This is a genomic window from Pontibacillus salicampi, assembly GCF_042434395.1.
GTDB classification, from domain to species: Bacteria; Bacillota; Bacilli; order Bacillales; family BH030062; genus Pontibacillus; species Pontibacillus salicampi.
Genome location: NZ_JBHLTP010000008.1, coordinates 119484 through 145586 on the forward strand (window position 1 = coordinate 119484; position 26103 = coordinate 145586).

Below are 26103 nucleotides of genomic sequence, written 5' to 3' on the forward strand. Positions count from 1 at the left end.
TCCTAAGGAGAGATATTATGTCATCATTACAAACCAAAGAACTGACCGTTGCTTATGGTGAAAATACCATTATAGATTCCTTAGATTTATCTATCCCAGAAGGAGAAGTTACCGTGCTGGTAGGTGGTAATGGATGCGGGAAGTCTACCCTGCTGCGTTCTATGGCTCGTTTATTGAAGCCACAGGAGGGATCGATTATCCTTGATGGGGAATCCATTGCAAAGCTGTCTACTAAGCAGGTTGCTCAGAATATGGCTATCTTACCTCAAAGCCCTGTAACACCAGAAGGCTTAACGGTGCTGCAGCTTGTGAAACAAGGCAGGTACCCATATCAAAGCTGGTTTAAGCAATGGTCAAAAGCGGATGAAGAAGCGGTGGAAAGTGCACTAGAAGCAACTAACATGCAGGAGTTTAGAGAAAGATCTGTCGATTCCCTTTCCGGAGGTCAGCGCCAACGAGCTTGGATTGCAATGACACTTGCACAGGATACAGATACCATTCTTTTGGATGAACCCACTACTTACCTGGATATGACCTATCAAATTGAAATATTAGATTTATTGTTTGAACTGAACGAAACGCAAGGAAGAACCATTATTATGGTGCTGCATGATTTAAACTTGGCATCCCGGTATGCTCACCATATCGTAGCGTTGAAGGATCAAGCTATCTATGCTCAAGGTCGTCCGGAGCACGTAGTAACGTGTCAATTCGTTCGTGATGTGTTTCATATGAACTGTAATGTAACGAGTGACCCAATTTTCGGTACTCCGATGTGTATCCCTCACGGAAGAGGACGCTGCATCCTACAACAAACAAGCTGACACATGCCATGTAGTATTATGTAGTCAGGCATAGAATAACTACTACCCCCTTCTATATGGAACGGGGGTTTTATTGCCTTATAGGAAATTCATTATAGTTTATATCTCGTTTTCACGGATTGGGTTATTGGTTCCGTTTGTTTGTATAGGGGGATAACCTTTCTATTCCTTCTCTCAAGCTCTTCTAACACAAAGAGGGTAACAAGATCACTTAATTCTTCCTTATTACAGTCTGCAAGGACATGTAATAAATCCTCTTTGTCTAACTGTTCGACGACGGACTTCGTAAAAATTGATAGATGATCTTTCTCCTCAAAATGCTTATCATAAAGCTCTAATAAGTTGTCTACAAATTTCATTCCACTCGTCCCTTCTTTGACAGTAACTCTCTCTTTGTACCTTACCTTATGCAAGTTTTTTTGAAATGTTGTTCATAATTATTAAAAAGACTGCAAAAAGTAAAGGAAGGAGGCTGGTAGGATGGATGATAAGAAGACGTTTTATATTAATTTAGGCAGCAGAGAAATTTCTCAAATAAAAGAGGGGAACAACGATGCATTCACCATAGTAGCTACGGAAGAAGAAATGCTGCGGCTGCGGGAAATTTTAAACGAGGTTTTTGATTCAGATGAGCGTTCGTTCTGGAGAGCTCACGTTCCTTTTCGTCATTACTCACATGATGAGGATAACGATGAATATGATGGTTATATGCGAAAGGCATACCAAATGCTATATCAATTAGGAGATAAGCAGACGAAAGCATTTATAGAGGAAATTGGGATGAAGGACGATTTGCAAAATGGTACGGTATATGGTGAAGAAAACCCTCTAGAATAACCTAGAGGGTTTCATTGTCTCTTAGTTACTGTTTGAGGATTGAGGCATGGACATTTCCTTTGCATTATTCTTAATATCTTCCGGTACGGTAATCTCACCGACTTCGTTATATTTACTGTAGGTAGCTTGTACTTCCTGTTTCATATCTGCTGTCGTTCCGTTCTGCTCCATACTTAAATCCATTGTCAAATCTAGCTGCTTTGGATAATAAGTGTCTTTTTGTATAGTAAAGGTGTACTCTAGGTTGTTGATAGTAAGACCTTTCAACATATCCTCGGACATGGTACCCTCCGGCATATTCTCTTCTAGTGTTTCTTTAATAAAGTCTTTCATCTTGTCACCAGAAGAAGAAATGCTTAACACATACGTATTCTCTTTCTCCTCCATGGAGAAGTCGTCCACATACTGTTCTAGCTGCTCTAATTGCTTTGTAGGCTTCTGTTGAGACTGTGTTAGCTGATTCAATTGTTCCATCATGTCGGCTGGAGCTTTAACCCATTGATCTTGCCCTGGCTGCTGCAGGTACATTGCTTCTTCAGTATAGTACATTTCCATTTCCTGATTCATCATGTTCATTTTTTGATGGAAAGCAAGAGGGTCCGTATTTACTTTACCAGTAGCTGTTTGAGATACGGAATTATTTTCTCCCATACTTATGTCTTGTTCCATTTCCATTTGAAAGCTGGTCAATTCCTCACTAGCCTTTAATGTTTCGTCATATACCCCTTGAACCGTAGCTTTTTCTTCAGCTGAACAGGCTGCTAATATGATAACAGCACTTATTGCTAACATACTTCCCCATATTTTTTTCACAACATAGTCCTCCTTTTAGAGCTTGTATCTATTTATACGATTCATGTTGGCTGCCGTTTCATCCTTTTTTAATAAAACAATATGTTTTAATCAATTACAGAAAAGGAAAGAAAATAATAGAACAAGATGACAAGATAGAGAGGAGATACTACCATGAAACGTTCTATATTCGCAGGAATTGCTATTGTTATGATTACTATGATTATGTTTATTAGTATAACGTTGCCTCAGCCTCAGCAGTTGATGAGCCAAGAGGAAGAAGCGGCTACTAGTGAGCAACATGGAAAGCGTACAGAATCTTCTTTCCACAAAAAGGAAAAGAGCAAACATTTTTTATCACTTTCTTCCAGTGTGCAAGCTGAGGGTAGTCAATTAAGTGAAAAGAAAATGGAGGAACTTATTCATACATTTTATGATAAGCTAATACAAGAAACCGATGAACGAAATTTTGCAGTAGACTATACGAGCAAGGACGCACTCATAGAGTCATTTACATCGATTAGCACTACAAAGCTTGCAAAGGAATATGTTGATTTTTATTATAAAGAATATAATAATGAACTATATCTCGTTCCTACAGAAACACCAGCTTGGTTTGTAAAAGGAAATGATTATCAGGTGAAGCAGTCTAGTGAAAATCAGGTAAAGCTTACTCAACGTAACCAATCTGATCTTTATGGTAACTACACAATCACCTTTACCTTTGCTCAACAAGATGGCAAGTGGAAGTTGGTGGGGATAGAGCACAAGTAACGAAGGATCAAAGGTAGTTGATAAGTGATGATTACGTTTTACGATTATTATAATAACGAAGTAAAGCTCTCTTTTAGCAGGCATCCATTCTCCACTGCTCCAAAGCATGTATGGATTATTAGTCGCTATCGAAATCAATGGCTCCTAACTCAGCATAAGGATAGGGGTGTCGAATTTCCTGGCGGTAAAGTTGAAGAGGGGGAAACCCCAGAACAAGCTGCAGTGCGAGAAGTTATGGAGGAAACCGGTGGTGTCGTGGAGGACTTGATTTACATTGGTCAATACACGGTTGATGGAAAAGGTGGAAGCATTATTAAGAATATTTATTTTGCCCATATTTCTGAGTTACAGGTTCGCTCCAATTATTTAGAAACAGACGGACCGGTCTGTTTAAAAGAGCTCCCTTCTTCCATGGAAAAAGATGCTTCGTTTAGTTTTATGATGAAAGATGGCGTGCTACCCCATAGTATAGAGTACTTAAAAAAAGCTCAACTGCTATAGCTACAGCAGTTGGGCTTTTTCTTCGATTAATCATCGGACTTTACGAGAATGTCTTCCGCCTTCTCGACTACTTTATACATAACAGCTGCACATAATGCGATTAACATTAAGCTAGATAGGACGAGGGTGAAATCAAATACCTGAAAGCCATAAATAATTAGATAACCAAGCCCTTTTTGAGAGACAAGAAACTCTCCTACAATGACTCCAACCCATGAAAGTCCCACGTTCACTTTGAAGGTTGAAATGATAGTTGGAAAAGAAGCAGGAAGCACAGCTTCTTTGAATGATTGCCAACGTGTCGCCCCGAAGCTTGCTAACACCTTCAAGTAATTCTCATCCACCCCTTGGAAGGAAGAGTACACGACAATCGTTGTAATTATCACACTAATGATGGCTCCCATTGCAATAATAGAAAAGTATCCAGGCCCTAACGCAACTATAATAATAGGCCCTAACGCTACTTTTGGCATAGCATTTAATATGACAAGGTATGGGTCAATAATGTTAGAAAAGCGTGGGGACCACCATAACAGCGCTGCTAGTAGGATTCCCAGCAAGGTGCCTAGTATAAACCCGGCTACTGTTTCGAGAAGAGTTACTCGAAGGTGTAAGTAGATAGAGCCATCTATTACTTTTTGTTGAAGTAAGCTGAAGATACTTGAAGGCGAACTGAACAGTAGTGGATCAATCCATAGGAGGCGGCTTGCTACTTCCCATATACTAAAAAAACCAACTAAGATGAATAACTGCCACAATAAGATGATTCTCTTCTCTCTTTTTTTTCGTTGAAGGAATTGTTGAAACCTTTGCTCATCAGACTTAAGAGCTTGATTCAAGATCATTCAACTCCTTCCATATATCCTGAAATAATGCATTAAACTCTGGATGCTGTCGTGCTTCAAACGGTGTAATTTCCTGTAAATAATGTGGAACCTTAAATGTAGCTGCCACCGATCCAGGATTCGCTGCTAGTAAATAGATCGTATCACTCATTGCAATGGCCTCTCCTATATCATGCGTTACCAGAATAGAGGTTTTATTATAGCGGTGAAGGGTGGTAGAGACTAAATTCTCTAGCTTTAACTTTGTTTGATAATCGAGAGCAGAAAATGGTTCATCAAGTAGGAGGATTTGAGGGTCATTCATAAGTGTGCGAGCTAATGCTGCCCGTTGTCTCATCCCTCCAGAAAGTTGAGAGGGATGAGAGGTAAGGACCTTCCCCAGCCCCATCTCTTCCAACGTATGAATGGCCTTTTGCTTTAGTTCGGATGAGATTTTACCGCTAATATGGGGACCTAGTAATACGTTTTCGTGAATGGTTTTCCATGGGAACAGGTAATCCTGTTGAAGCATATAGCCAATCTTGGTGTCACTCTGATTGGGAGAAGTACCGTTAATATATATCGTCCCTTCTGTTGGTTGAAGAAGGCCAGAAATAATGGAAAGCAAAGTAGATTTCCCGCAACCGCTTGGGCCAAGGAGGGAGACAAATTCTCCTTCCTCGACCGTAAGGGAAATAGATTGTAATGCTTTAGTGTAGCCTTGCTTCGTAAAATATTGATGGGAGATATCGTCTATGCTTAGATAAGCCATAGCCCTCTCCTCCTTAATCATTCATAATTTTTTCAGCGATGGAGGTGTTTACTAGCGTTTCATGCGCTACATCTTTTGGGAGTTCTCCTGATGAGTCCATAATAGCCTTTAGGTTCTTCCACTCTTCCTCATCCAAAATGGGATTTTCAGCGTACGATCCTTGGCTTTTGTACCGGTCTACTACTTGTTCAATAAGCTGAAGGTCTGTATCCTCAAAGTATGGTTTAATCACTTCAGCAATTTCCTTTGCGCTATTGCTTTGCACCCATTGTTGTGCTTTATAAAGTGCATTCGTAAACTTTTCCATGTCCTTCTCGTTTTCATTCAAATAACTGCTTCTTGCCATAAACACAGTATAAGGTACATGGCCAGATTCAGTACCAAAGGATGCGACAATATGCCCCTTACCCTCCTGCTCGAATATGCTCGCAGTCGGTTCAAATAATTGTACGTAATCTCCTGTGCCAGAAGCAAAAGCATTAGGTATGTTTGCAAATTCCACATTTTGAATAAGGTTTAAATCTGTTTGAGGGTCAATACCCTTTTCCTTCAAAACGAATTCCCCTACCATTTGTGGCATACCGCCCTTCCGTTGACCAAGGAAGGTGCTATCCTTTAGGTCATCCCATTCAAAGTCGGGCTGTGCTTCTCTTGCTACAAGAAATGTCCCATCTGTTTGAGTTAGTTGAGCAAAGTTGATAACAGGATCTGATGCACCTCTTGCGTGGACGTAAATCGATGTCTCGGACCCAACGAGTGCCACATCTGCTCCATTAGAGAGAAGGGCTGTCATTGTTTTGTCCCCGCCCCAGGTAGTCTTTAAGTCTACGTTTAAGCCTTCCTCTGTGAAATATCCTTTTTCTAATGCCACGTATTGAGGGGCATAAAAAATGGACCTTGTTACTTCTGCTACCCTTATTGTTGATGGCTGATTAGAACAAGCGGCCATAGGCAGAATACATATAAAAACTAAGCATAATAAGCTAAAGGTTCTTAGGTGTTTCATGAAGGCATCCTCCCGTTAATAAATATCTAATTTACGATAGCGTATGCCCATTTAAAAAATGTGTGAATGCCTATAGGAGCGCATATTTGTCTGAGGAGATAATAGATACAATTCCTCATGGGTAGAACTGTGAAGAAAAGGAAATTATTCCCCCTCCACGTTTATTCCTCGGAAATAGCTCCGTTTTCCTGCTGCTCCACACGACCCCACGTCGTATGGGGCCGTAGAAAAGCGGAGTGATTCCAGCCCAATCAACTGTTCTTTCTATACTCCTTCCAAATTATCTCGAATCCGAGTCTTCCACTATCTCCCCATTTAGCGTAATAAGCTATTCCCTTAACGTAAGAAATAGAATAAAAAAAGGCTAACCTGATTTCAGGTTAGCCGTTCATCTATATAAAGGAGATGAGGGAGCGAAGTTATTTTGATAAGAAGGTAGGTCCAGCGTTTTGTATCTGCTGACTTACCCCGTTGAATTTCTTGAAATTATCATGGAATTTCTGAGCTAATTCTTTAGCCTTTTGCTCATATGCTTGAGCATCCTTCCACGTTTTCTTCGGAATTAACACTTCATCTGGTACACCTGGACAATGGGTCGGCATGCTTAATCCGAAAATGTCATCCTGCACCATTTCTGTAGAATTTAGCTCACCTTCTAGTGCTGCATGTACCATGGCTCTTGTATGAGACAGCTTCATTCGGGAGCCTTCTCCGTATGCTCCACCTGTCCAACCAGTGTTAACGAGATACACATTGGCATTAAATTGATCTATTTTTTCGCCAAGCATTTCTGCGTAGGTAGAAGCATGCAATGGTAAAAATGGAGAACCAAAGCAAGTAGAGAAAGTGGCTTCTGGTGATGTGATGCCTCGCTCTGTTCCAGCGAGCTTGCTAGTATATCCACTAAGGAAGTGATACATAGCTTGCTCCTTCGTCAGTTTACTTATAGGAGGCAGTACGCCAAAGGCATCCGCTGTTAAAAAGACAATCGTATTAGGATGACCTGCAATGCTTGGCTGGACGATATTATCAATATTATCGATTGGGTATGCTGCACGAGTATTCTCCGTTAAACTGGTGTTATTATAATCTGGCAATCTGGTTTCCTCATCAAGGACGACATTCTCTAAAACGGAGCCAAAACGAATGGCATCAAATATTTGAGGTTCATTTTCTCTGGAAAGATTCACGCACTTGGCATAGCAGCCGCCTTCAATATTAAATACACCACGGTTGGACCATGCGTGTTCATCATCCCCAATAAGACGACGATGGGGATCTGCAGAGAGAGTTGTTTTCCCAGTTCCAGAGAGTCCAAAGAATAATGCTACATCACCTTCTTGACCGATATTGGCACTACAGTGCATAGAAAGCACATCCTGCTGTGGCAGAAGGTAATTCATAACAGAGAAGATGGACTTCTTGATTTCTCCTGCATATTCCGTTCCGCCTATTAGAACAACACGCTGCTTAAAGGAGATGATAATAAACGTTTCAGACGTCGTTCCATCAATCTCTGGAACCGCTTTAAAAGTAGGGGCAGAAATAACGGTGAAATCACTAGTATGAGTAGCCAATTCTTCTTCACTTGGGCGTATAAACAGCTGCTGTGCAAATAGATTATGCCATGCAAATTCGTTAATCACTTCCATAGGGAGACGATATTGCGGATCAGCACCTGCAAATCCTTTAAAGGAATAAATCTCATCCTGATTACTTAAATGATGTAAAACCTTTTCATATAAATGTTCAAACGTTGTTTCGGATATTGGCTGATTAACTTTGCCCCAATCAACCTTTTGTTCGGTTACATCATCTTTTACAATAAACTTATCATTAGGGGAGCGACCTGTGTAACGTCCAGTTTCTGCCTGGATAGCTCCAGTAGCAGTTAGGCGTCCCTCTTTGCGAGACAAAATCTTTTCTACTAATTCAGCAACGGATAGGTTTTTTCTTACCGTATCCTGCTCCAGTAATTCTCTAAGTATAGATTGTTGATTCACCGTTTTCATCCAGAACCCGCCTTTATTAAATAGTATGGGAATGATACATAAAAGAAATAAAACGTTTCCTTTTTAAAAGGATCAACGCATCATAATGTGTCGGTTTAATGTAAGATTAGTATAACACATTTAAATTATTAGTCCACACTAATTATTAAAATGAAACAATTTGTTCATATAATACAGGGAATTAGACCAAGTAAAGGTCATGAGTAGAGGGCAAATGAAGGGTGGGAGTAGGAGGAAAACCTTACTCTCAGTTGACATTACCTGTGTAAAACGTTATGATAAGTCGCGAACGGAATCTATCTTATCCTGAGTTGGTGGAGGGACAGGCCCGAGGAAACCCGGCAACCGTCACGATAAAGGTGAAATGGTGCTAACCTGTTGCAAGGTATAACCTTGAACGATAAGAGCGAAAGGATCCTTTCCCTTTGCTCGAAATATGGGAAAGGTTTTTTTATACGCTAAAAACCATCATGTTAGGTAGTAACAGTTATGTTGAATCACAACTGATTAACCAATGCCGATACCATGTATTGGTCTTTTTCTATTTTAATACTGTTTCTTCCTTTTATATATGCACAAGCAAACATTTATGCTCATAAAGCTAGAAGAAGAGATCATGTAGGGCGCTTATACACTCTACTGTTCCTGTGTTATTAAGAAAGTCTTTAATAATTAGCAACAAGGGAATAAGTTCCGTTTGAAAATGTTCTGAAGGAGGAGTATGGGGAATGGCAGCAAACCGCCGCTTATTCACATCGGAATCCGTTACAGAGGGGCATCCCGATAAAATCTGTGACCAAATTTCTGATGCTATTTTAGATGAAATACTGAAAAACGATCCTAACGCTAGGGTTGCTTGTGAAACGACTGTAACGACAGGTCTGGTATTAGTATCAGGGGAGATATCTACTAATACGTATGTAGATATTCAAACCATCGTGCGAAATACCATTAAGGAAATTGGCTATACTCGTGCGAAATACGGCTTTGATGCAGAAACATGTGCTGTATTAACCGCAATTGATGAGCAATCTCCTGACATTGCTCAAGGTGTGAACGAGTCATATGAAACTCGTGAAGGTCAGATGAGTGATAAGGAAATTGAAAATATAGGAGCAGGAGACCAGGGGTTAATGTTTGGTTATGCAAATAACGAAACTCCTGAATTAATGCCTTTACCAATTTCTTTGGCGCACAAATTAGCGAAGCGGCTCTCCGATGTTAGAAGAGATGAGACGTTAGATTATCTTCGTCCAGACGGTAAAACACAAGTAACGGTAGAGTATGATGAGAATGACCAACCATTGCGTATTGACACCATTGTCATATCTACTCAGCATCATCCTGAAATTACATTAGAACAAATTCAGCGTGATCTAAAGGAGCAGGTTATTAACCCGATTGTTCCAAAAGAATTGTTAGATGATAGTACGAAATACTACATTAACCCCACTGGTCGATTCGTTATTGGAGGGCCACAAGGAGATGCTGGTCTGACTGGTCGTAAGATAATTGTGGATACGTACGGTGGATATGCTCGTCACGGTGGAGGAGCATTTAGTGGTAAGGATGCTACGAAAGTAGATCGTTCAGCGGCTTATGCTGCTCGATATGTTGCGAAAAATATTGTATCGGCAGGACTTGCTGATGCATGTGAAGTTCAGCTCGCATATGCTATTGGTGTTGCCCAGCCTGTTTCCATATCCATTAATACATTTGGAACTGGAAAAGTAACCGAAGAAAGGCTAGTGGAAGCGGTTCGCGAAACATTCGACCTGCGTCCAGCAGGTATAATAAAAATGCTGGACCTTCGTCGCCCAATTTACAGAAATACAGCTGCATTCGGACACTTTGGCCGAACAGACGTTGAATTCCCTTGGGAGCAAACAGATAAAGCAGAAGTATTGAAGCAGCTCGTTACTTCCTAAAAAAACATGCTGTCGAGTCAATCTCGGCAGCATGTTTTTTCTTGTTAGTCCGACAAAATGTCCTGTTTTGTTTGCTGTATAGCGGCCTTATGTGGAAGGCTTGAAGGCCAGACTTCATCGATACTGTTGCTGAAAGGGGAGCCTTTTCTCATAAAAAATTTTTTTAATCCAAGTCTTCTGCTATCTCTCCATTATATGAATCAACAACATCCATATTGTTATTTGTCTTTAATAAAAAAAATTGATAAAATGTAGTGTTTGGTTTTCTTATTATGGAAAGGTGTAAGGTGAAACGAAACTGTATTTAGTTCGTCTAAACATAGAGGAAATTATGGAAATGAATTATGATTATCCACCCACAATGCTCCTAGGTCGTTCGAATGGTGTACAGTGTCTTCCGTATAGGAAACATCCCGCTGGCATGCGTGTTCTGCCTATTGGGGATTCTAGTAAAGATATTCTTTTTATGGTAAACTGAAACAGCAAAGTGAAGGAAAGTGAGGACTTTTTTTATGTGTGGTTTTATAGGTGTAATGAGACATCTGCCTTCTCCTCTTGATGAGCAGGAAAAGCAGAATTTTAAACGAAGAAATGACATAATCACTCACCGCGGTCCAGATGATGAGGGGTATTTCCATGATGAGTACATATCCTTTGGGTTCCGCCGATTAAGTATCATAGATATTGAAAGCGGCCATCAACCGTTGAGCTATGAAGATGAACGGTATTGGATGGTGTTTAATGGTGAAGTTTATAACTATGTAGAATTAAGAGAGTCTCTGCAGAAGAAGGGGTACACGTTTGAAACGGAATCAGACACCGAAGTTATCGCAGCAATGTTTCGGGATAAACGGGAGGAAGCCTTTGCCCATCTTCGCGGTATGTTCTCAATCTTAATTTGGGATAAAGAGGAGCAAACCCTTTACGGTGCTCGAGACCCATTCGGTATTAAGCCATTATTCTATAGTGAGCAGCAAGATGAAACGTACTTTGCCTCAGAGAAAAAGAGTATTACACTTCTTCAGGAAAATGAACTAGTAAACACAGAAGCATTACAGCATTACTTAAGCTATCAGTATGTTCCAGAGCCGCTGACTTTGACAAGTGGTATTCGAAAAGTAGAGCCAGGGCATTATTTCGTAAAAGCTCCTAACGGAAAGATGCAATTTCATCGTTATTTCCACGCTACCTTTACCCAGGTTGCAGGTAGCGAACAGCAATGGATTAATAAGATTCAAGATACGTTATACGACTCTGTAAACGTTCATATGCGAAGTGATGTACCAGTTGGGTCGTTCTTATCAGGTGGAATTGATTCCTCTATTATTGTTTCAATGGCAAGAGAGTTTAATCCTAATATCAAAACGTTTTCTGTAGGATTTGAACGGGATGGCTATTCGGAAGTAGATGTGGCAAAGGAAACAGCTGATAAAGTGGGCGTTGAAAACATTTCTTATACTATCACGCCGCAAGAATATATCGAGAAGCTACCAAAGATTATGTGGCATATGGATGATCCATTAGCGGATCCAGCCTGTGTGCCGTTGTATTTTGTGGCACGAGAGGCTCGTAAACATGTAACCGTTGTTCTTTCAGGAGAGGGAGCAGACGAATTATTTGGCGGTTATAACATCTACAGGGAACCAGAATCATTAAAGCTGTTCGATTCTATGCCAGGTCCTGTCAAAGGGCTGCTATCCAGAGTTGCTGCTGTTATGCCAGAGGGTGTGAGAGGAAAAAGCTTCTTGGAACGTGGAACCACTCCTTTGAGAGAAAGATATATTGGGAATGCTAAGATGTTTGAAGAAGCAGACAAGCGTAATATCTTGGCGGATTACCATGAGTCAGCTACCTATCAGTCCATAACCAATACATTGTATAATCAGGCAGGGTCGTATCACCCAGTAAACCAGATGCAATATATTGATATTCACACTTGGATGAGGGGCGATATCCTTCTTAAAGCAGATAAGATGACAATGGCGAATTCCTTGGAGCTGAGAGTACCATTCTTGGATAAGGAAGTATTCAATGTAGCTAGGGAAATCCCTGTAGATAGGAAGATAGCAGATGGCACTACTAAATCCATTTTGCGTAAAGCAGCACGAGGTATCGTACCTGATCATGTGTTAGATCGGAAGAAGCTAGGCTTCCCTGTCCCAATTCGTCACTGGCTTAAGGATGAGTTATATGATTGGGCAACTGAACTAATTCAAAACAGTGAAACAGACCATTTACTAAACAAAAAAATAATCTCTCAATTGCTTGAAGATCATGTTCAAGGAAAAGGAGATTACTCTCGTAAAATATGGACTGTGCTGATGTTCATGCTTTGGCATCAAATATACGTGGAACGGAAATATTCCTTCTCAGAATTAATGGAAGAGGATAAAACAACAAGCAAGATTTCCATTACTTAATGGAAATAGCTTGCTTGCCCATTTGCACCCAGGCAGCGTGAAATTCGTTGATGGGTGCTTTTTTATTTTGTCCAGATAATGGATCATTAAAGTAAATATGCTGCTCATCGTACCCTGTTATGACAACAGAGTGTTCTTTCCTAGTGATATCGATTGGTCCTGCTTTGGTTTGCCAGGTGGTGAAATAATGGTCAGGCAATTTGTTGTAAGTTGTATTCGTAATTACCCAAACTGGCCTGCCTTCATGAAGTTCCTCTATTATTTTATAAAAGGGCTGTCCTGTAAAATCGTTTACCCGTTCTGCGCCTACGTGTTTAGCTGCTAAAGAGGCAACAGGTCCATGATATACACCATAGCCTGGATTGGATAAGGAATACATGTCCCCTACAAAACCATCATTGGGATTTCCAAAGTGTACAGAGTTTCCCTTCTCCTGATAAGGGGTTGGGTCTTTATGGATTTGATCGGCCAATGTCATCTTATCCACCTGTATGTCATGATGCTGGAGTAGCATACTAAGGGACGTTACCTCACAACCCCTTGGCAGTTCAGGGTATTGATGGGTTGTCGGTACATGGATGTGGACACTTTCTTTTAATATATACTCGTCAATTAACGGGACGAACGAAGTCCCTTCTTCTAGCATAGTACCAGTAGCAGCCACAGATTCCGAGTTTAAAGAGAACCAGTGATTAAAGGTGGCAGCAAGCTTCCCTTTATATTCCTCATACGATATAGCAGTTAATCCAATCGTACACGCAAAAAACAACAAGCTATACCAACGCAATAATTTACGGAAAGGGTGCTGTATCTTCTGAAATATGGAAAACAAAAGCAACAGGATGCTCATGATAAAGGTTCCAAACCATAAGGCGTTTACCATAGAGGAGATCACCTCCTTGCCATTACATTATCCTATAAAGGGTACTTTAGACGTGGAAAACAGTGTTAATAGCCCTGTGGTCGCTGAATAGACTTATAATACTGCCCTTTTTCCACATATTCTTTACGGATACGCTCCATCTCCTTATTATCTTCATCGGTTAATTCTCGAACTACTTTAGCTGGTCTTCCAAATGCAAGCGTATTCGCTGGAATTTTTTTGTTAGGAGGTACGAGACTTCCAGCTCCAACAAAAGCTCCTTCTCCTACTTCACAGCCATCAAGCAAAGTTGTTCCCATTCCAATCAGTGCATTTTTTCTAACTGTAGCAGAATGAATCATCGCTTGATGCCCAACAGTAACCCCCTCTTCAATGGTTAAAGGTTTGTTTGGGCTTTGGTGGAGTAGACTTTGATCTTGAATGTTGGTCCCTTTCCCTATATGGACTGGTGCAACGTCTCCACGAATAACAGTTTGGAACCAAATGCTCACATTTTCCTCTAATGTGACATCTCCAGTCACAACAGCATCATCTGCAAGGTAGACTGAATCATGAATTTTCGGGTATATTCCTTTATATTGGTATATCATTTGAAACCTCCTGTAACATATGGTGTTATAAATAGTATAACAAATGCACAAAACAGTAGGGGAAGGAAGCGATGGCGATGAAAGAACAATTAGCAGCAAACCCTAAAGGTATTATGATAATCGTACATGGAGCTATGGAGCACTCCGGTCGATATGAAAACCTCGTTAGACAATGGAATGAATCTGGATATACTTGTATATATGGAGATTTACCTGCCCATGGAGAAACAGATGGTGTGAAAGGACACGTGGATTCCTTTCAAGAGTATATGGATGCCATCATAGAGTGGGTACGCCATGCAACTACATTTGGATTACCGATTTTTCTTTTAGGGCACAGTATGGGAGGGTTGGCAGTAATCCGTGTGTTAGAAGAAAATAACGTGATGCCGATTGAAGGTGTTGTGTTATCTTCTCCATGCCTCGGGCTAGTAGAACCTCCATCCAAAGCAATAAAATCAATGGCGAAGGGACTAAATGTGCTTGCACCGAAAACTATGGTCGATGGCAGCCTCAACCCTCACCATCTTACTAGAGACACGCAAGCTATTAGAGAATTAGTGAATGATACATTGGTGTTAAAGAAGGTATCAGTACGGTGGTATAGCGAATTAGAGAAGGGGATGAGGCTGGCTTTTGAACGAATGGAAGCCTATCCAGACATTCCTACTCTTGTCATGCAAGCTGGAAGCGATAAAATAGTAGATAAAGTACAAACGAAAAAGTGGTTTGATACCTTGAATATTAATGAAAAATCATATAAAGAATGGGCAAACTTGTATCATGAAATTTTTAATGATCCAGAGCGGAAGGACGTTTTTCATTACGCGAAGGGGTTTGTAGAGTTACATATCCCGAACACATAGAAGGGGGCTTTTACCTTGGCCGTTCCAAGTACACCAATTCACTTAATGTCCACTGTTTATCGAAAGATATTTCCATATACTAATAAGGTGTTAAGCACATGGGAGGCAAGTGCTGAGCAAATACCAAATGCTGAGTTAAGAAAGCAGGCGCTAGACTCTATAGAGGATAAAACTTTTCATTGTGAAGGGGGAGCCATTTATAGTCTGCTCTCCCAAAATTATTGGAAAGAGGCTGTTCAATTTATTGTAGCTTATCAAACCATATCAGATTATCTTGATAATTTATGTGACAGAAGTACATCCCTTGACCCTAATGACTTCCAATGTTTGCATCAAGCTATGCAAGATGCATTAACCCCGGAAGCACAGCTAAAGGATTATTATGCTTTTCGAGAAGAAAAGGACGACGGTGGGTACTTAGCATCTCTTGTACAAACCTGTCAACATACCCTTCGTTCACTGCCAAATTACAATCAACTTAAGCCTTACACAAAGGAATTGTGTGCTTTGTACTCTGATTTGCAGGTACATAAACATGTTACTTTAGAGGAACGAGAGCCTCGATTAAAGGAATGGTTTACTCTATATTCCAATCGGTGGAATGATTTAAGCTGGTATGAGTTTTCGGCCTGTACAGGCTCCACTCTGGGAATATATTGTCTGGTGTCCTACGGATTTGGACAAACTCTAACTGACGAACAGATACAGAACATATATGAAGGATATTTTCCATACATGCAAGGGCTACATATCCTATTAGATTATTTTATAGACCAGGAAGAGGATTTAGTGGAAGGAGATTTAAATTTTTGTAACTATTATGATCATGAAGATCATATGAAGCAACGGTTTCGTTATTTCATTGAACAAACACAAGCCCACGTTCAATCCCTGCCTCACGCCTCATTTCATCAGATGGTACAAAAAGGGTTGGTTGGTCTATACCTAGCGGATCGAAAAGTTGAATCCATAAAAGGCGCGAATGAAGTAGTGAAGGAATTGCTGAATGTAAGTGGAATGAAGGCTAAATTTTTCTACATGAATACAAAGCTGTATCATAAAATAAAGCCCGGGCTTGCCTAATAAGGCACCCGGGTTTTACTTTTTCTCCACAGCAAGAATAAATGGAGGTTTATTCACTTGATTGATGAAACCGTACCGTAGTACATTAAATTCCTTTTGACTTAATTGGGACAAGTATTTGAGCAAAGCTTCTTTCTCCTCATCTCCACCAGAATGTCCATAATAGACAACCAATACGAGCATGCCTTCTTGCTTGAGACGGGATAATACTTCTTTGACGGATTCCAATGTAGTATCCGGCTTCGTAACTATAGTTTTGTCACTGCCTGGCAGGTATCCTAGATTATAAATAGCACCGCCAATTTCTTCATGGAAATCTGGAATATATTTCACCAATTGATCGTGACTATCCTGAATCAGGTGAACATTCTTCAGTTGTTCTTCATGAATTCTGTCTTCCGTATTTAAGATAGCCTTCTCCTGTATGTCGAAGGAAAGAACGGTTCCTTCTTCCCCTACCAGTTTACTTAGAAAAACAGTATCATGACCATTTCCAGCTGTGCCATCGACGACCATGTCTCCTTCTTCCACGCTGCTCGCTAATAAATAATGCGCGTATTCTAATACTCGTTGTAGCATGTTATTTTGTCACCTTTTCTATATAGTGTTTTCCTTGATAGCTGTTCCGATTAACAAGCTCCTCGTCAATGCTGTTGAGAACGTCCCATTTATTCATACTCCACATTGGTCCGATTAACAGATCAGTGGGACCGTCTCCTGTAATGCGATGCACAATCATTTCTGGTGGAAGGGTTTCTAACTGATCAACGACTAGCTGGATATAATTGTCTTTGGTAAGAAAGGAAAGTTCACCCTTCTCATATTGTTTTACCATCGGTGTTCCCTTCAGCAGATGAAGTAAGTGAATTTTAATCCCTTGCACATCTAATTCACTCACAGCTCGTGCCGATTCTAACATCATCTCATATGTCTCACCAGGTAACCCGTTTATTAGATGACTACAAACCCGAATACCGTGCTTTCGTAATTTTTCTACTCCCTCTACGTAGGTTTGGAAATTGTGAGCTCGGTTAATTTTTGCTGCGGTTACTTCATGAATGGTTTGGAGCCCGAGCTCTACCCAAAGGTAAGTACGCTTGTTTAATTCAGCTAAATACTCCACTACGTCATCGGGGAGACAATCAGGACGTGTTCCAATAGATAAGCCAATGACTCCTTCCTGCTGAAGCACCTGTTCATATTTTTCTTTCAATACTTCTACTGGGGCATGGGTGTTTGTAAAAGCCTGAAAATAGGCGATATAGTGGCCTTCCTTCCATTTCCCATGCATTTTATCTCTTTGTTTATGAAATTGTACTGCCAGGTCCTCTGCACGATCGCCAGCAAAATCTCCACTTCCAGCAGCAGAGCAAAAAGTACATCCTCCATACGCTACTGTACCATCTCTATTTGGGCAGTCAAAGCCGCCATCTAACGCAACTTTAAAAACTTTATGACCGAAAGTATTTTTTAAATGGTAGTTCCAAGAATGATACCTTTTTTGTCCAAAGGAATATGGAAACGGATTGTCCATGTATAAGCTCCTTTTCACGGATGAGTTGTCTAACAAGCATTGTAGCACGTCAGAGACATAATCCAAAGGAGAAAATAACAAAAGGATATACGTATAAGAATACGCCACTAGAACACATTAAAAGATGAGGTGATTACAATGGCAACACGACAATCGATAGAAAACATGATGACAGAAGCAAACCAGTGTCTTGAAACAGCTCGAGAACAATTAGATCGAGCAAACAAGCTAGGATATGAAGTAAATGAGGAGTACACGGAAGCCCAATTGGCCTTAGAAGAATTAGAGCAGCAAATTGATAAGCTAATGGATAGTGCAAACCATCAACAAAAGGATCAGCTGCACCGCTTGCACTTGCAAGTATCCCAATACTTAAATGATATGATTTTAGACCATCAACAATTGAAATAACGTTGAGTAATGAGCACTTGTAACGTCAAAAAGTCAGAGCTTGCTGAACATGCAAGCTCTTTTTTTCATGCTGCGACTTGGTGAGCGTTCTATTGTGGTCTTGGGAATGGGCCATATCTGCCTCATCTTAAATAGCAGCACATGCTCATATGGAACATGCTTATACAACAACATTTCTAAAAAACAGTATTGACTCCTCACATGTCATAGTGTACTATTTATCTAGTACACTAGAACGAAGATACAATTTACAGGGGGTAGAACAAAAAATGAGTGGTTTTAAAGGGTTATGGAAGAAAGAGTGGAGATTAACATTAGCGTTTCATATTTTTGTGTTGTTATTGCAGTTAGTTATTATTGGACTAACGTATTGGAGGGTTAGCTCCTTTAATGAGAATTTTGTACTAATTCCGATGCTTCTTATCTTAATTCTGCACATTTTCTATTTACCGGGATTTATGCTAGTGAGCTTAGGTAAGGAAGCGAGAATGCTGCATTTATTCCTGCATTCTCCTCGGTCCATTCATACTATTATGGGAGCGAAGGCTTTAAATGGACTGCTTTTCATGGTGATTTCTCTTACTGTTATAAACGGATTAATCGTGTACGTGTTGAGCAGGACTGAATTGTTTACAGGGAAGGTTGGAGAGATAATTCGTCTATTATTATGGGGGGATGTTCAACTTATAGCCTTATCATTGGAATTCAGTATATTCTTATTCCTTCTTTGGACTATTCGCCAATTGTTGAAGAGCTATATTGGAAAGTGGAGTATTCTAATTACAATTCTCATTTTCATCGCCTTTCCATTTGTGACCTATTGGCTAACCACCCAACCATTTTATGAATTTATGACTTCTTGGGGTGAGGTTTCATTTGGATTTATCGATTTAATTCAAAATCTTGATCTTGATATCGGCAATTTTCAGATGGAAATAGAAGCAGAAGAGGATGCAACATGGTACATTGGTGAAGTTTTTGTAGAACTAATATTCACGGTTTTATTTTATTGGTTAGCTAGCTATTTGCTGGATAAAAAAGTAGAGGTGTAGTGAAATATGAGTCAAGAATTTCAGCGAGATAAACCAATCTACTTGCAAATAGTAGATCAATTATCGAATGAAATTATACGGGGAGAACGGAAGCCGGGAGATAAGCTCCCGTCTGTCCGAGAATGTGCGTTAGAAATGGGAGTGAATCCAAATACTATGTCAAGAGCCTATAAAGAGTTAGAAACATTACAAATCGCTGAATCGAGGAGAGGTCAAGGGACCTTTGTTACAGAAGATGGTAATCGCCTCGGTCAGCTCCGGGAGGAAATGAAAAAAGACTACATTCAATCTTTTGTACAGGATATGAAGGATCTTGGGTTCTCATTAGACGAAATGCTAGAAGGATTACAAAGCTTTTCTACAAAGGGGGATGAACAATGATTGCCTTACAACAGGTGACGAAGAAGTATATAAATAAAACAGCTCTTAAAGATGTTTCGATAACGTTTGAAGCCGGAAAGATAACTGGCATAGTGGGGGAGAATGGCAGCGGTAAGTCAACAACCTTGAAGTTGATTGCAGGGCTATTGCAGCCAAGCAGCGGCAACGTGCTAGTGGACGAGGAAAGAGCTGGTAGGCGCATTAGCAGTAAAGTAGCCTATATGTCAGAGCTTGAATCAATATATTCGTTCTTTACTGTCGGGGACGCTGTCGACTTCTATGAGTCTCAATTTGAGGATTTTGATCGCAGCCAAGCAGAGGAGATACTTACCTTTATGAATCTAGAGCATCCTCAAAAGGTGAAGCATTTATCTAAAGGAAATAGAGGCAGGTTGAAAATGACTCTCACATTAGCAAGGCATGCTCCTTATATTTTGTTAGACGAACCTTTTTCAGGCTTAGATCCAATGGTTAGGAATTCGATTGTGAAAGGACTTATCAAATTTATAGATTTAGATAAACAAGCACTCATTATTACAACTCATGAAATTAAAGAGATTGAGCCGATTCTCGATGATGTAATTGCCATTAAGCAAGGCAGCATTCTTGGAAGGGAAGAAGTCGAGGATCTCCGAGGTAATGGGCATAGTGTTGTAGATTGGTTAGAGCAGGTTTATGGAGGTGGATCACTTGAGTACAACAGCAGTCGTACAATTAGATAATCTTAGTAAAACAATTAAAGGCAAGAAGCTTATCCATAACGTTAATCTGGATTTGTATGGTGGAGAGGTGTTTGGATTCCTCGGTCCAAATGGCGCAGGAAAAACGACTACCATTCGAATGATGGTAGGTTTAATGAAACCAACCTCCGGCAGTGTGAAAATAAATGGAGTAGATTTACAGGAACAATTTGAAACAGCTGTCAGCCAAGTAGGGGCTATCGTGGAAAACCCAGAGCTATATAAGCATTTATCTGGATACCAGAACCTGATTCATTATAGTCGAATGCACAAAGGCATTACGAAGAAACGATTACAGGAAGTGATAGACCAAGTAGGGCTGACGAATCGAATTCATGATAAAGTAAAAAGCTACTCGCTTGGAATGAGGCAGCGTTTAGGGTTGGGTCAGGCGCTGCTTCATAGCCCCAAGTTCCTTATCCTTGATGAACCTACCAATGGGTTAGACCCCGCTGGGATAAGGGAGTTTCGTACGTATCTTCGCCAAATTGCTCAAGAGGATAATGTGTGTATTTTAGTATCGAGTCACCTGTTGTCTGAGATTGAGCTAATGTGTGATCGTGTTGGAATTATTCAAAAAGGAACTCTTATCGATATCAAGCAAGTTCATGGGGACGACCAGCAAGTGGAGTGGAAATTTGTGTTAGATCAACCTGCTCAAGCAATGCAGCTGCTTTCTACTAATATAAAGGAAGAAGTTCGAGCAACTACAGATGGTGTTAGTGTAACCATCAGCCAAGAGCAGGTTCCAGCAGTGAATAAGCTATTGGTAGAAGCAGGCTTCAACATATATAGCATTGAATCCACTAGAGAAACATTAGAAGACGAGTTCTTGAAGGTAACGAGGGGGGAGCAGGTTGGGTAAAGTATTCGCACTCTGTCGAAATGAATGGATGAAACTAATCCGGACCAAAAGTACATGGGCTATGGCAATTATCCTGTTAGTAGCAACTTTTGCAGTAGGCGGTTTACTAAAATGGCAAATGGTTGATAATACAGATGAGACTAATAATTGGAAACAAGCAGTCCAGCAGGATATACAACAATACACAGCTGCAAAGCAAGGAGCAGAGGAAGGAAGCTTTGTATATAAGAAAGCAGAGGAACAAATACAAATAGCCAAACAGCAGCTAGCTGATAACAATAAAACAGTCGAGCAAGGCTCCTTCTGGTGGTCAGTAGACAGCCTGAAATCGGTGAGCAGTCTTATTATATTATTTGGTGTAATTATGGGAGCTAGTATAGTATCATCCGAATATACTAACGGTACGATTAAACTGCTAGCCATCAGACCTGTATCAAGAGGGAAAATTTTATTGAGCAAATATTTGACCGTTATTGGAGCAACTATCGTATTTGCTATAGGTATGCTGTTTGTTTCTATGATTGCCTCGATTGTCTATTTCCCTTACGAAGGCACTAGTTCCTATATGATGATTAATGGGGAGGTAAGCAGCGTCTCTCCGTTTTGGGGTATTGCTAAGTGGTACGTGTATAGTTTTGTAGGAGTTATTGCATACACTACTATCTCCTTCTTTATTGCTACATTAATTCGCTCTAATGCAATGGCAATTGGCATAACGATGTTCTTACTTTTCACCTCTTCTACTGCAATGACCATGTTATATCAGTTTGATTGGTATAAATATGTCTTATTTGGTCATACTGGGTTTTCAAGCTATTTATCTATAAATGTTCCATTTACAGATATTGGTCCCCTGTTATCACTTGGAATTGTAGGAGCATATGTTATTGCTTTTTATTTGATAAGTTATCTATCCTTTACCAAACGGGATATAGCTGTATAAGTGGGGGGGAAGGCATACTTGACAAAGGCTTTTCCTTTCATATACATTAGATAGTACAAAAGACGTGCCGAAAAACGATGATGAAGGATTAGTAATAAGGGAGTAAGAGTAATAGAGAGACAGCGGTTGGTGAAAGCTGTCCTTGCCCTTTATGAACTCACCTTTGAGTTGCGAACCTGAAATAATAGTAAGGTTTGCCGTCAATCCGCGTTAAGGAACTAAGTGAGTGTAGTTGCACTAATTTGGGTGGTACCGCGGGTGGAAGAAGCCTCTCGTCCCTATTTTATTTAGGGATGGGGGGTTTTTTTGTATCCATTTGAATGGTAGTAGTCGATCGCAATTGCTTACAAGAATAACAAGCATAGAAGGAAACAGGCATGGATATCTAAGGAGGTAAAGTTGATGGCATATAATCATCAATCTATTGAACAGAAATGGCAGCAATTTTGGCAGGACAATAAAATTTTCCAAACCAATACACACAGTAATAAGGATAAGTTTTATGCTCTTGATATGTTCCCTTATCCTTCCGGAGCTGGCTTACACGTAGGTCACCCAGAAGGATACACTGCAACAGATATCTTATCTAGAACGAAGCGGATGCAAGGGTTCGAAGTATTACATCCTATGGGCTGGGATGCTTTTGGTTTACCTGCAGAGCAATACGCACTCGATACTGGTAACGATCCGGAGGCTTTCACAAAGCAAAATGTGGATAATTTCCGACGTCAGATTCAATCTTTAGGATTTTCCTATGATTGGGACAGAGAGGTGAATACTACTGATCCTAGTTACTATAAATGGACCCAGTGGATCTTTGTAAAGCTATACGAGCAAGGTCTCGCTTATATTGATGAAGTGCCTGTTAATTGGTGTCCAGCACTTGGAACAGTCTTGGCTAATGAAGAGGTTATAGACGGAGTTAGTGAGCGCGGCGGTCATCCTGTCATTAGAAAACCAATGAAGCAATGGATGTTAAAAATTACAGAATATGCAGACCGTTTATTAGAGGACTTAGAGGAATTGGATTGGCCAGAAAGCATTAAAGACATGCAACGCAATTGGATTGGGAAGTCTGAAGGGGCAGAAGTGCATTTCGATATTGCCAATACAGATAAAGGTTTGACTGTGTTCACAACTAGGCCAGATACATTGTTTGGAGCGACCTATGCAGTTCTTGCACCAGAGCATCCCTACGTTAAGGAGATTGTTACGCCAGATCAACAGAGTGCTATCGAGGCCTATCTACAAGAGGCGGAGAAAAAGAGTGACCTAGAGCGTACAGATTTAGCAAAAGGAAAAACAGGAGTGTTTACAGGAGCGTATGCTATTAACCCTGTCAATGATGAAAAGCTACCTATATGGATTGCTGATTATGTATTAATGTCTTATGGCAGTGGAGCCATAATGGCTGTTCCAGCTCACGATGAGCGTGATTATGAATTTGCTCGTACCTTTGACTTACCAATTCGAGAGGTTGTAGAAGGCGGCCATGTCGAAGCGGAAGCCTACACAGAGGATGGAAAGCATATAAATTCTGGCTTTTTAAATGGACTAGAGAAAGATGAAGCAATTGAAAAGGCAATAGACTGGCTTGAAGAGACTGGAAAAGGAACCCGGAAAACGACCTACCGTCTCAGAGATTGGCTATTTAGCCGTCAACGTTATTGGGGAGAGCCAATCCCGATTATTCATTGGGAAGATGGGACAATGACACCTGTAAAAGAAGAGGACTTACCGTTGGAGCTTCCAAAAACAAGTGAGATAAAACCATCTGGCACAGGTGAATCACCACTTGCAAATATTGAAGATTGGGTAAATGTTGTAGATCCAGAGACAGGTATGAAAGGTCGCCGTGAAACGAATACAATGCCGCAATGGGCAGGAAGCTGCTGGTATTATTTACGGTATGTAGATCCTCATAATGATCAAATTCTAGCTGACAAGGATAAGCTGGCTAAATGGCTCCCTGTAGATATTTATATCGGCGGTGCAGAACATGCAGTGCTACACCTGTTATATGCGCGCTTCTGGCATAAGGTATTATATGATATTGGAGTAGTACCGACGAAAGAACCGTTCCAGAAACTATATAATCAGGGTATGATACTAGGCGAGAACAATGAGAAAATGAGTAAATCGAAAGGCAATGTTGTGAATCCGGACGAAATTGTCCGTACTCACGGTGCAGACACCTTGCGATTATACGAAATGTTTATGGGGCCTTTAGACGCCGCGGTTGCCTGGTCAACGAACGGTTTGGATGGAGCAAGACGTTTCTTAGATCGAGTATGGAGATTAATGACAGAAGATGAAACCCTTCCATCTTCTAAAATCGTAGAGGCATCAGATGACTCTACGTTAGAAAGAACCTATCATGAAACAGTGAAAAAGGTAACCGAAAACTTTGAAGAACTTCGATTTAATACGGGAATTTCACAGATGATGGTATTTATTAATGAAGCGTATAAGGTTGACAAGATTCCAAAGGAATATGCGGAAGGCTTTGTGAAATTAATAGCCCCAGTAGCCCCACACCTAGCAGAAGAAATTTGGAGTATCTTTGGGCATGAAGGAACGATTAGTTATCAGGCATGGCCAATGTTCGATGAAGCTAAACTGCAGGATGATGAAGTTGAAGTAGTTCTTCAAGTTATGGGGAAGGTAAGAGCGAAGATGAATGTACCAAAGGATATTAATAAAGAAGAGTTAGAGAAACTTGCTCTTGAGGATGAAACGATTCAAGAATGGATAGAAGGTAAAACGGTAAGGAAAGTCATCGCTGTTCCTGGCAAGTTAGTTAATATTGTAGCAAATTAACAATGTATAGCCCCCGGTTAGTAATTACGTCTAACTGGGGGTTTTTTATGGTATTTATAAGAATCTGCTATTTGCTATGAAATGAGTGTGGTTTCTGTTATGTATCTCTTTAAAACAAAGTATTCTCATAGGGATAAATACCCTTAAGCGTATGTATTGACTGTGTAAAAAAATCGTATAAAATTAGGAGGTGCGATACCCAATTATTAAAAAATAAAGATAAATAAAGTCAAATATTATGCTACTTCATACAATACCTCATATTGTAAGTAAATTAACACTTATGTCATGTATTCCTATCCCATAATGAACCGTAATAGGAGTGTGAATCTATGGAAGTAATAGCAATAACCATCTTCGTTCTAATATTGGTCTGGTTTATTAGAAATGTATCTTTACCTCATATGTATATGAAGAAAATTGATCAGAATCTAATATCTGAAGATAAATATTGTGTGATTGATGTTAGAGACTATGTATCGGCACATAACAGTCCTTTCCCAAGTGCTGAAAATATACCTCTCTCTTATCTGCCACGCGTTTTAAAAGATAAATTCGACTGTACGAAAGACATTGTACTAATTAGCGATGACATGCGCGGAGCAAGAATCGCTGCTAAAATGCTACGAAAAAAACAAAATCGCTCTATTTACTATTTTCAAAGCTAGCTAGAACCTGCTATTCACTACGAGTAGCGGTTTTTTCTTTTATATAAGGCAAGTTGAGTCATCGGAAATAGCTCTGCTTTCGTGCGTCCCTACCCGAAGCGGGTTCATTCACCATTGCTATACGATGTAGCGACATTAGGAACTTTCATACTTGCAATTGAGCCTCCTCAGACGGTTATAAATGATTGGTAGTTTAAAAATCCAAATGAAAAGGAATCATCATAGAACAATAGGTAGTATTAGAGGCATGAAATAGTTTTTAGGAAAATGTATAATTAGTATTGACTCAATACATGAACATGTATTAATATAGTTATTGCTGTCGCACAGATAGCCGCCTATCGACAAGAAATGTTAACAAGAGATTAATTCTATTAAATTACTATTAATAAATTGTTGACTTTACGTTAAATCTGGTGATATACTTTAGTCAGTGTCGATAAGTGACATATTGATCTTTGAAAACTGAACAAAACAACTTGTAAACAACCTGTTAATTTTTAACATTAGCCAGTAATCATGTTCACATGATGTTAGGCGAACTCTTATGGAGAGTTTGATCCTGGCTCAGGACGAA

General features: G+C 40.1%; 26 protein-coding genes, 1 riboswitch and 1 other annotated feature. Of the genes, 16 read left to right on the top strand and 10 right to left on the bottom strand.

Annotated elements, in window-relative coordinates; all coding sequences use genetic code 11:
• The first annotated feature begins 17 nt into the window (after positions 1–17).
• Positions 18–824 (top strand): ABC transporter ATP-binding protein, encoded by an 807-nt coding sequence (locus ACFFGV_RS10190; RefSeq protein ID WP_377347382.1) that lies wholly within the window; start codon positions 18–20, stop codon positions 822–824.
• A 92-nt stretch (positions 825–916) separates the two neighbouring features.
• On the opposite strand, the gene ACFFGV_RS10195 is transcribed toward ACFFGV_RS10190, so the two are convergent.
• On the bottom strand, positions 917–1183 hold the full coding sequence (locus ACFFGV_RS10195; RefSeq protein WP_377347384.1) for a DUF6154 family protein: 267 nt from the start codon (positions 1181–1183) through the stop codon (positions 917–919).
• 121 nt (positions 1184–1304) lie between these two features.
• Between ACFFGV_RS10195 and ACFFGV_RS10200 the strand changes: the two genes are divergently transcribed.
• Positions 1305–1661 (top strand): hydrolase, encoded by a 357-nt coding sequence (locus ACFFGV_RS10200; protein WP_377347386.1) that lies wholly within the window; start codon positions 1305–1307, stop codon positions 1659–1661.
• A gap of 21 nt (positions 1662–1682) precedes the next feature.
• On the opposite strand, the gene ACFFGV_RS10205 is transcribed toward ACFFGV_RS10200, so the two are convergent.
• A complete protein-coding gene (locus ACFFGV_RS10205) occupies positions 1683–2474 on the bottom strand; it encodes a DUF6612 family protein (protein WP_377347388.1) in 792 nt (263 codons plus the stop codon).
• A 153-nt stretch (positions 2475–2627) separates the two neighbouring features.
• Between ACFFGV_RS10205 and ACFFGV_RS10210 the strand changes: the two genes are divergently transcribed.
• Positions 2628–3227: a hypothetical protein gene (locus ACFFGV_RS10210; RefSeq protein WP_377347390.1), complete on the top strand. Its 600-nt coding sequence runs from the start codon at positions 2628–2630 to the stop codon at positions 3225–3227.
• A 27-nt stretch (positions 3228–3254) separates the two neighbouring features.
• Positions 3255–3728, top strand: coding sequence for an RNA deprotection pyrophosphohydrolase (ytkD, locus tag ACFFGV_RS10215; protein WP_377347448.1), 474 nt, complete (start codon positions 3255–3257; stop codon positions 3726–3728).
• Positions 3729–3754: 26 nt separating this feature from the next.
• Here the strand turns inward: ytkD and ACFFGV_RS10220 are convergent, their stop codons facing one another.
• From ACFFGV_RS10220 to pckA, 4 genes are all read right to left on the bottom strand, one after another.
• On the bottom strand, positions 3755–4567 hold the full coding sequence (locus tag ACFFGV_RS10220; protein WP_377347392.1) for an ABC transporter permease: 813 nt from the start codon (positions 4565–4567) through the stop codon (positions 3755–3757).
• Positions 4551–5324, bottom strand: a complete 774-nt coding sequence (locus tag ACFFGV_RS10225; protein ID WP_377347395.1) for an ABC transporter ATP-binding protein — start codon at positions 5322–5324, stop codon at positions 4551–4553. The genes ACFFGV_RS10220 and ACFFGV_RS10225 overlap by 17 nt, the downstream gene beginning before the upstream one ends.
• Positions 5325–5337: 13 nt before the next feature.
• The gene (locus tag ACFFGV_RS10230) at positions 5338–6330 is read right to left on the bottom strand and encodes an ABC transporter substrate-binding protein (protein WP_377347397.1); all 993 of its coding nucleotides are present in this window, start codon (positions 6328–6330) and stop codon (positions 5338–5340) included.
• A 419-nt stretch (positions 6331–6749) separates the two neighbouring features.
• Complete coding sequence (pckA, locus tag ACFFGV_RS10235; RefSeq protein WP_377347399.1) at positions 6750–8342, bottom strand: phosphoenolpyruvate carboxykinase (ATP); 1593 nt, start codon at positions 8340–8342, stop codon at positions 6750–6752.
• 298 nt (positions 8343–8640) lie between these two features.
• Positions 8641–8749: riboswitch (SAM riboswitch) on the top strand.
• A gap of 321 nt (positions 8750–9070) precedes the next feature.
• On the opposite strand from pckA, the gene metK reads away from it, so the two are divergent.
• Both metK and asnB read left to right on the top strand, forming a co-directional pair.
• Positions 9071–10270, top strand: a complete 1200-nt coding sequence (gene metK / locus ACFFGV_RS10240; RefSeq protein WP_377347401.1) for a methionine adenosyltransferase — start codon at positions 9071–9073, stop codon at positions 10268–10270.
• A 512-nt stretch (positions 10271–10782) separates the two neighbouring features.
• Positions 10783–12690: an asparagine synthase (glutamine-hydrolyzing) gene (asnB, locus tag ACFFGV_RS10245; protein WP_377347403.1), complete on the top strand. Its 1908-nt coding sequence runs from the start codon at positions 10783–10785 to the stop codon at positions 12688–12690.
• Here the strand turns inward: asnB and ACFFGV_RS10250 are convergent.
• The gene (locus tag ACFFGV_RS10250) at positions 12683–13573 is read right to left on the bottom strand and encodes a C39 family peptidase (protein ID WP_377347406.1); all 891 of its coding nucleotides are present in this window, start codon (positions 13571–13573) and stop codon (positions 12683–12685) included. The genes asnB and ACFFGV_RS10250 overlap by 8 nt on opposite strands.
• 65 nt (positions 13574–13638) lie before the next feature.
• Positions 13639–14163: a gamma carbonic anhydrase gene (locus ACFFGV_RS10255; protein ID WP_377347408.1), complete on the bottom strand. Its 525-nt coding sequence runs from the start codon at positions 14161–14163 to the stop codon at positions 13639–13641.
• 71 nt (positions 14164–14234) lie between these two features.
• On the opposite strand from ACFFGV_RS10255, the gene ACFFGV_RS10260 reads away from it, so the two are divergent.
• Positions 14235–15029, top strand: coding sequence for an alpha/beta hydrolase (locus tag ACFFGV_RS10260; RefSeq protein WP_377347410.1), 795 nt, complete (start codon positions 14235–14237; stop codon positions 15027–15029).
• Positions 15030–15044: 15 nt separating this feature from the next.
• Positions 15045–16112: a tetraprenyl-beta-curcumene synthase gene (gene tbcS / locus ACFFGV_RS10265; protein WP_377347412.1), complete on the top strand. Its 1068-nt coding sequence runs from the start codon at positions 15045–15047 to the stop codon at positions 16110–16112.
• A gap of 15 nt (positions 16113–16127) precedes the next feature.
• Here the strand turns inward: tbcS and mnmM are convergent, their stop codons facing one another.
• Together mnmM and mnmL are read right to left on the bottom strand one after the other, a co-directional pair.
• Positions 16128–16691 carry a tRNA 5-(aminomethyl)-2-thiouridylate-methyltransferase MnmM gene (gene mnmM / locus ACFFGV_RS10270; RefSeq protein ID WP_377347415.1) on the bottom strand — a complete coding sequence of 188 codons (564 nt, stop codon included), beginning with the start codon at positions 16689–16691 and terminating at the stop codon, positions 16128–16130.
• A gap of 1 nt (position 16692) precedes the next feature.
• A complete protein-coding gene (gene mnmL, locus ACFFGV_RS10275; protein WP_377347417.1) occupies positions 16693–17646 on the bottom strand; it encodes a tRNA modification radical SAM protein MnmL/YtqA in 954 nt (317 codons plus the stop codon).
• A 138-nt stretch (positions 17647–17784) separates the two neighbouring features.
• Here mnmL and ACFFGV_RS10280 point away from each other — a divergent pair, with 138 nt between their 5' ends.
• The 8 genes from ACFFGV_RS10280 to ACFFGV_RS10315 all read left to right on the top strand — a co-directional run bounded on the left by ACFFGV_RS10280 (position 17785) and on the right by ACFFGV_RS10315 (position 25526).
• Complete coding sequence (locus ACFFGV_RS10280; RefSeq protein WP_377347419.1) at positions 17785–18057, top strand: DUF2524 family protein; 273 nt, start codon at positions 17785–17787, stop codon at positions 18055–18057.
• Positions 18058–18326: 269 nt separating this feature from the next.
• On the top strand, positions 18327–19109 hold the full coding sequence (locus ACFFGV_RS10285) for a hypothetical protein (protein WP_377347421.1): 783 nt from the start codon (positions 18327–18329) through the stop codon (positions 19107–19109).
• 6 nt (positions 19110–19115) lie between these two features.
• A complete protein-coding gene (locus tag ACFFGV_RS10290; protein WP_377347423.1) occupies positions 19116–19490 on the top strand; it encodes a GntR family transcriptional regulator in 375 nt (124 codons plus the stop codon).
• On the top strand, positions 19487–20212 hold the full coding sequence (locus tag ACFFGV_RS10295) for an ABC transporter ATP-binding protein (protein ID WP_377347425.1): 726 nt from the start codon (positions 19487–19489) through the stop codon (positions 20210–20212). The genes ACFFGV_RS10290 and ACFFGV_RS10295 overlap by 4 nt, the downstream gene beginning before the upstream one ends.
• Positions 20181–21095, top strand: a complete 915-nt coding sequence (locus ACFFGV_RS10300) for an ABC transporter ATP-binding protein (RefSeq protein ID WP_377347428.1) — start codon at positions 20181–20183, stop codon at positions 21093–21095. The genes ACFFGV_RS10295 and ACFFGV_RS10300 overlap by 32 nt, the downstream gene beginning before the upstream one ends.
• The gene (locus ACFFGV_RS10305; protein WP_377347430.1) at positions 21088–22038 is read left to right on the top strand and encodes an ABC transporter permease; all 951 of its coding nucleotides are present in this window, start codon (positions 21088–21090) and stop codon (positions 22036–22038) included. The genes ACFFGV_RS10300 and ACFFGV_RS10305 overlap by 8 nt, the downstream gene beginning before the upstream one ends.
• 68 nt (positions 22039–22106) lie before the next feature.
• Positions 22107–22321: a binding site (T-box leader), on the top strand.
• Positions 22322–22440: 119 nt separating this feature from the next.
• Positions 22441–24858: a leucine--tRNA ligase gene (gene leuS, locus ACFFGV_RS10310; protein ID WP_377347432.1), complete on the top strand. Its 2418-nt coding sequence runs from the start codon at positions 22441–22443 to the stop codon at positions 24856–24858.
• 332 nt (positions 24859–25190) lie between these two features.
• Positions 25191–25526: a rhodanese-like domain-containing protein gene (locus tag ACFFGV_RS10315; RefSeq protein WP_377347434.1), complete on the top strand. Its 336-nt coding sequence runs from the start codon at positions 25191–25193 to the stop codon at positions 25524–25526.
• Positions 25527–26103 lie beyond the last annotated feature (577 nt).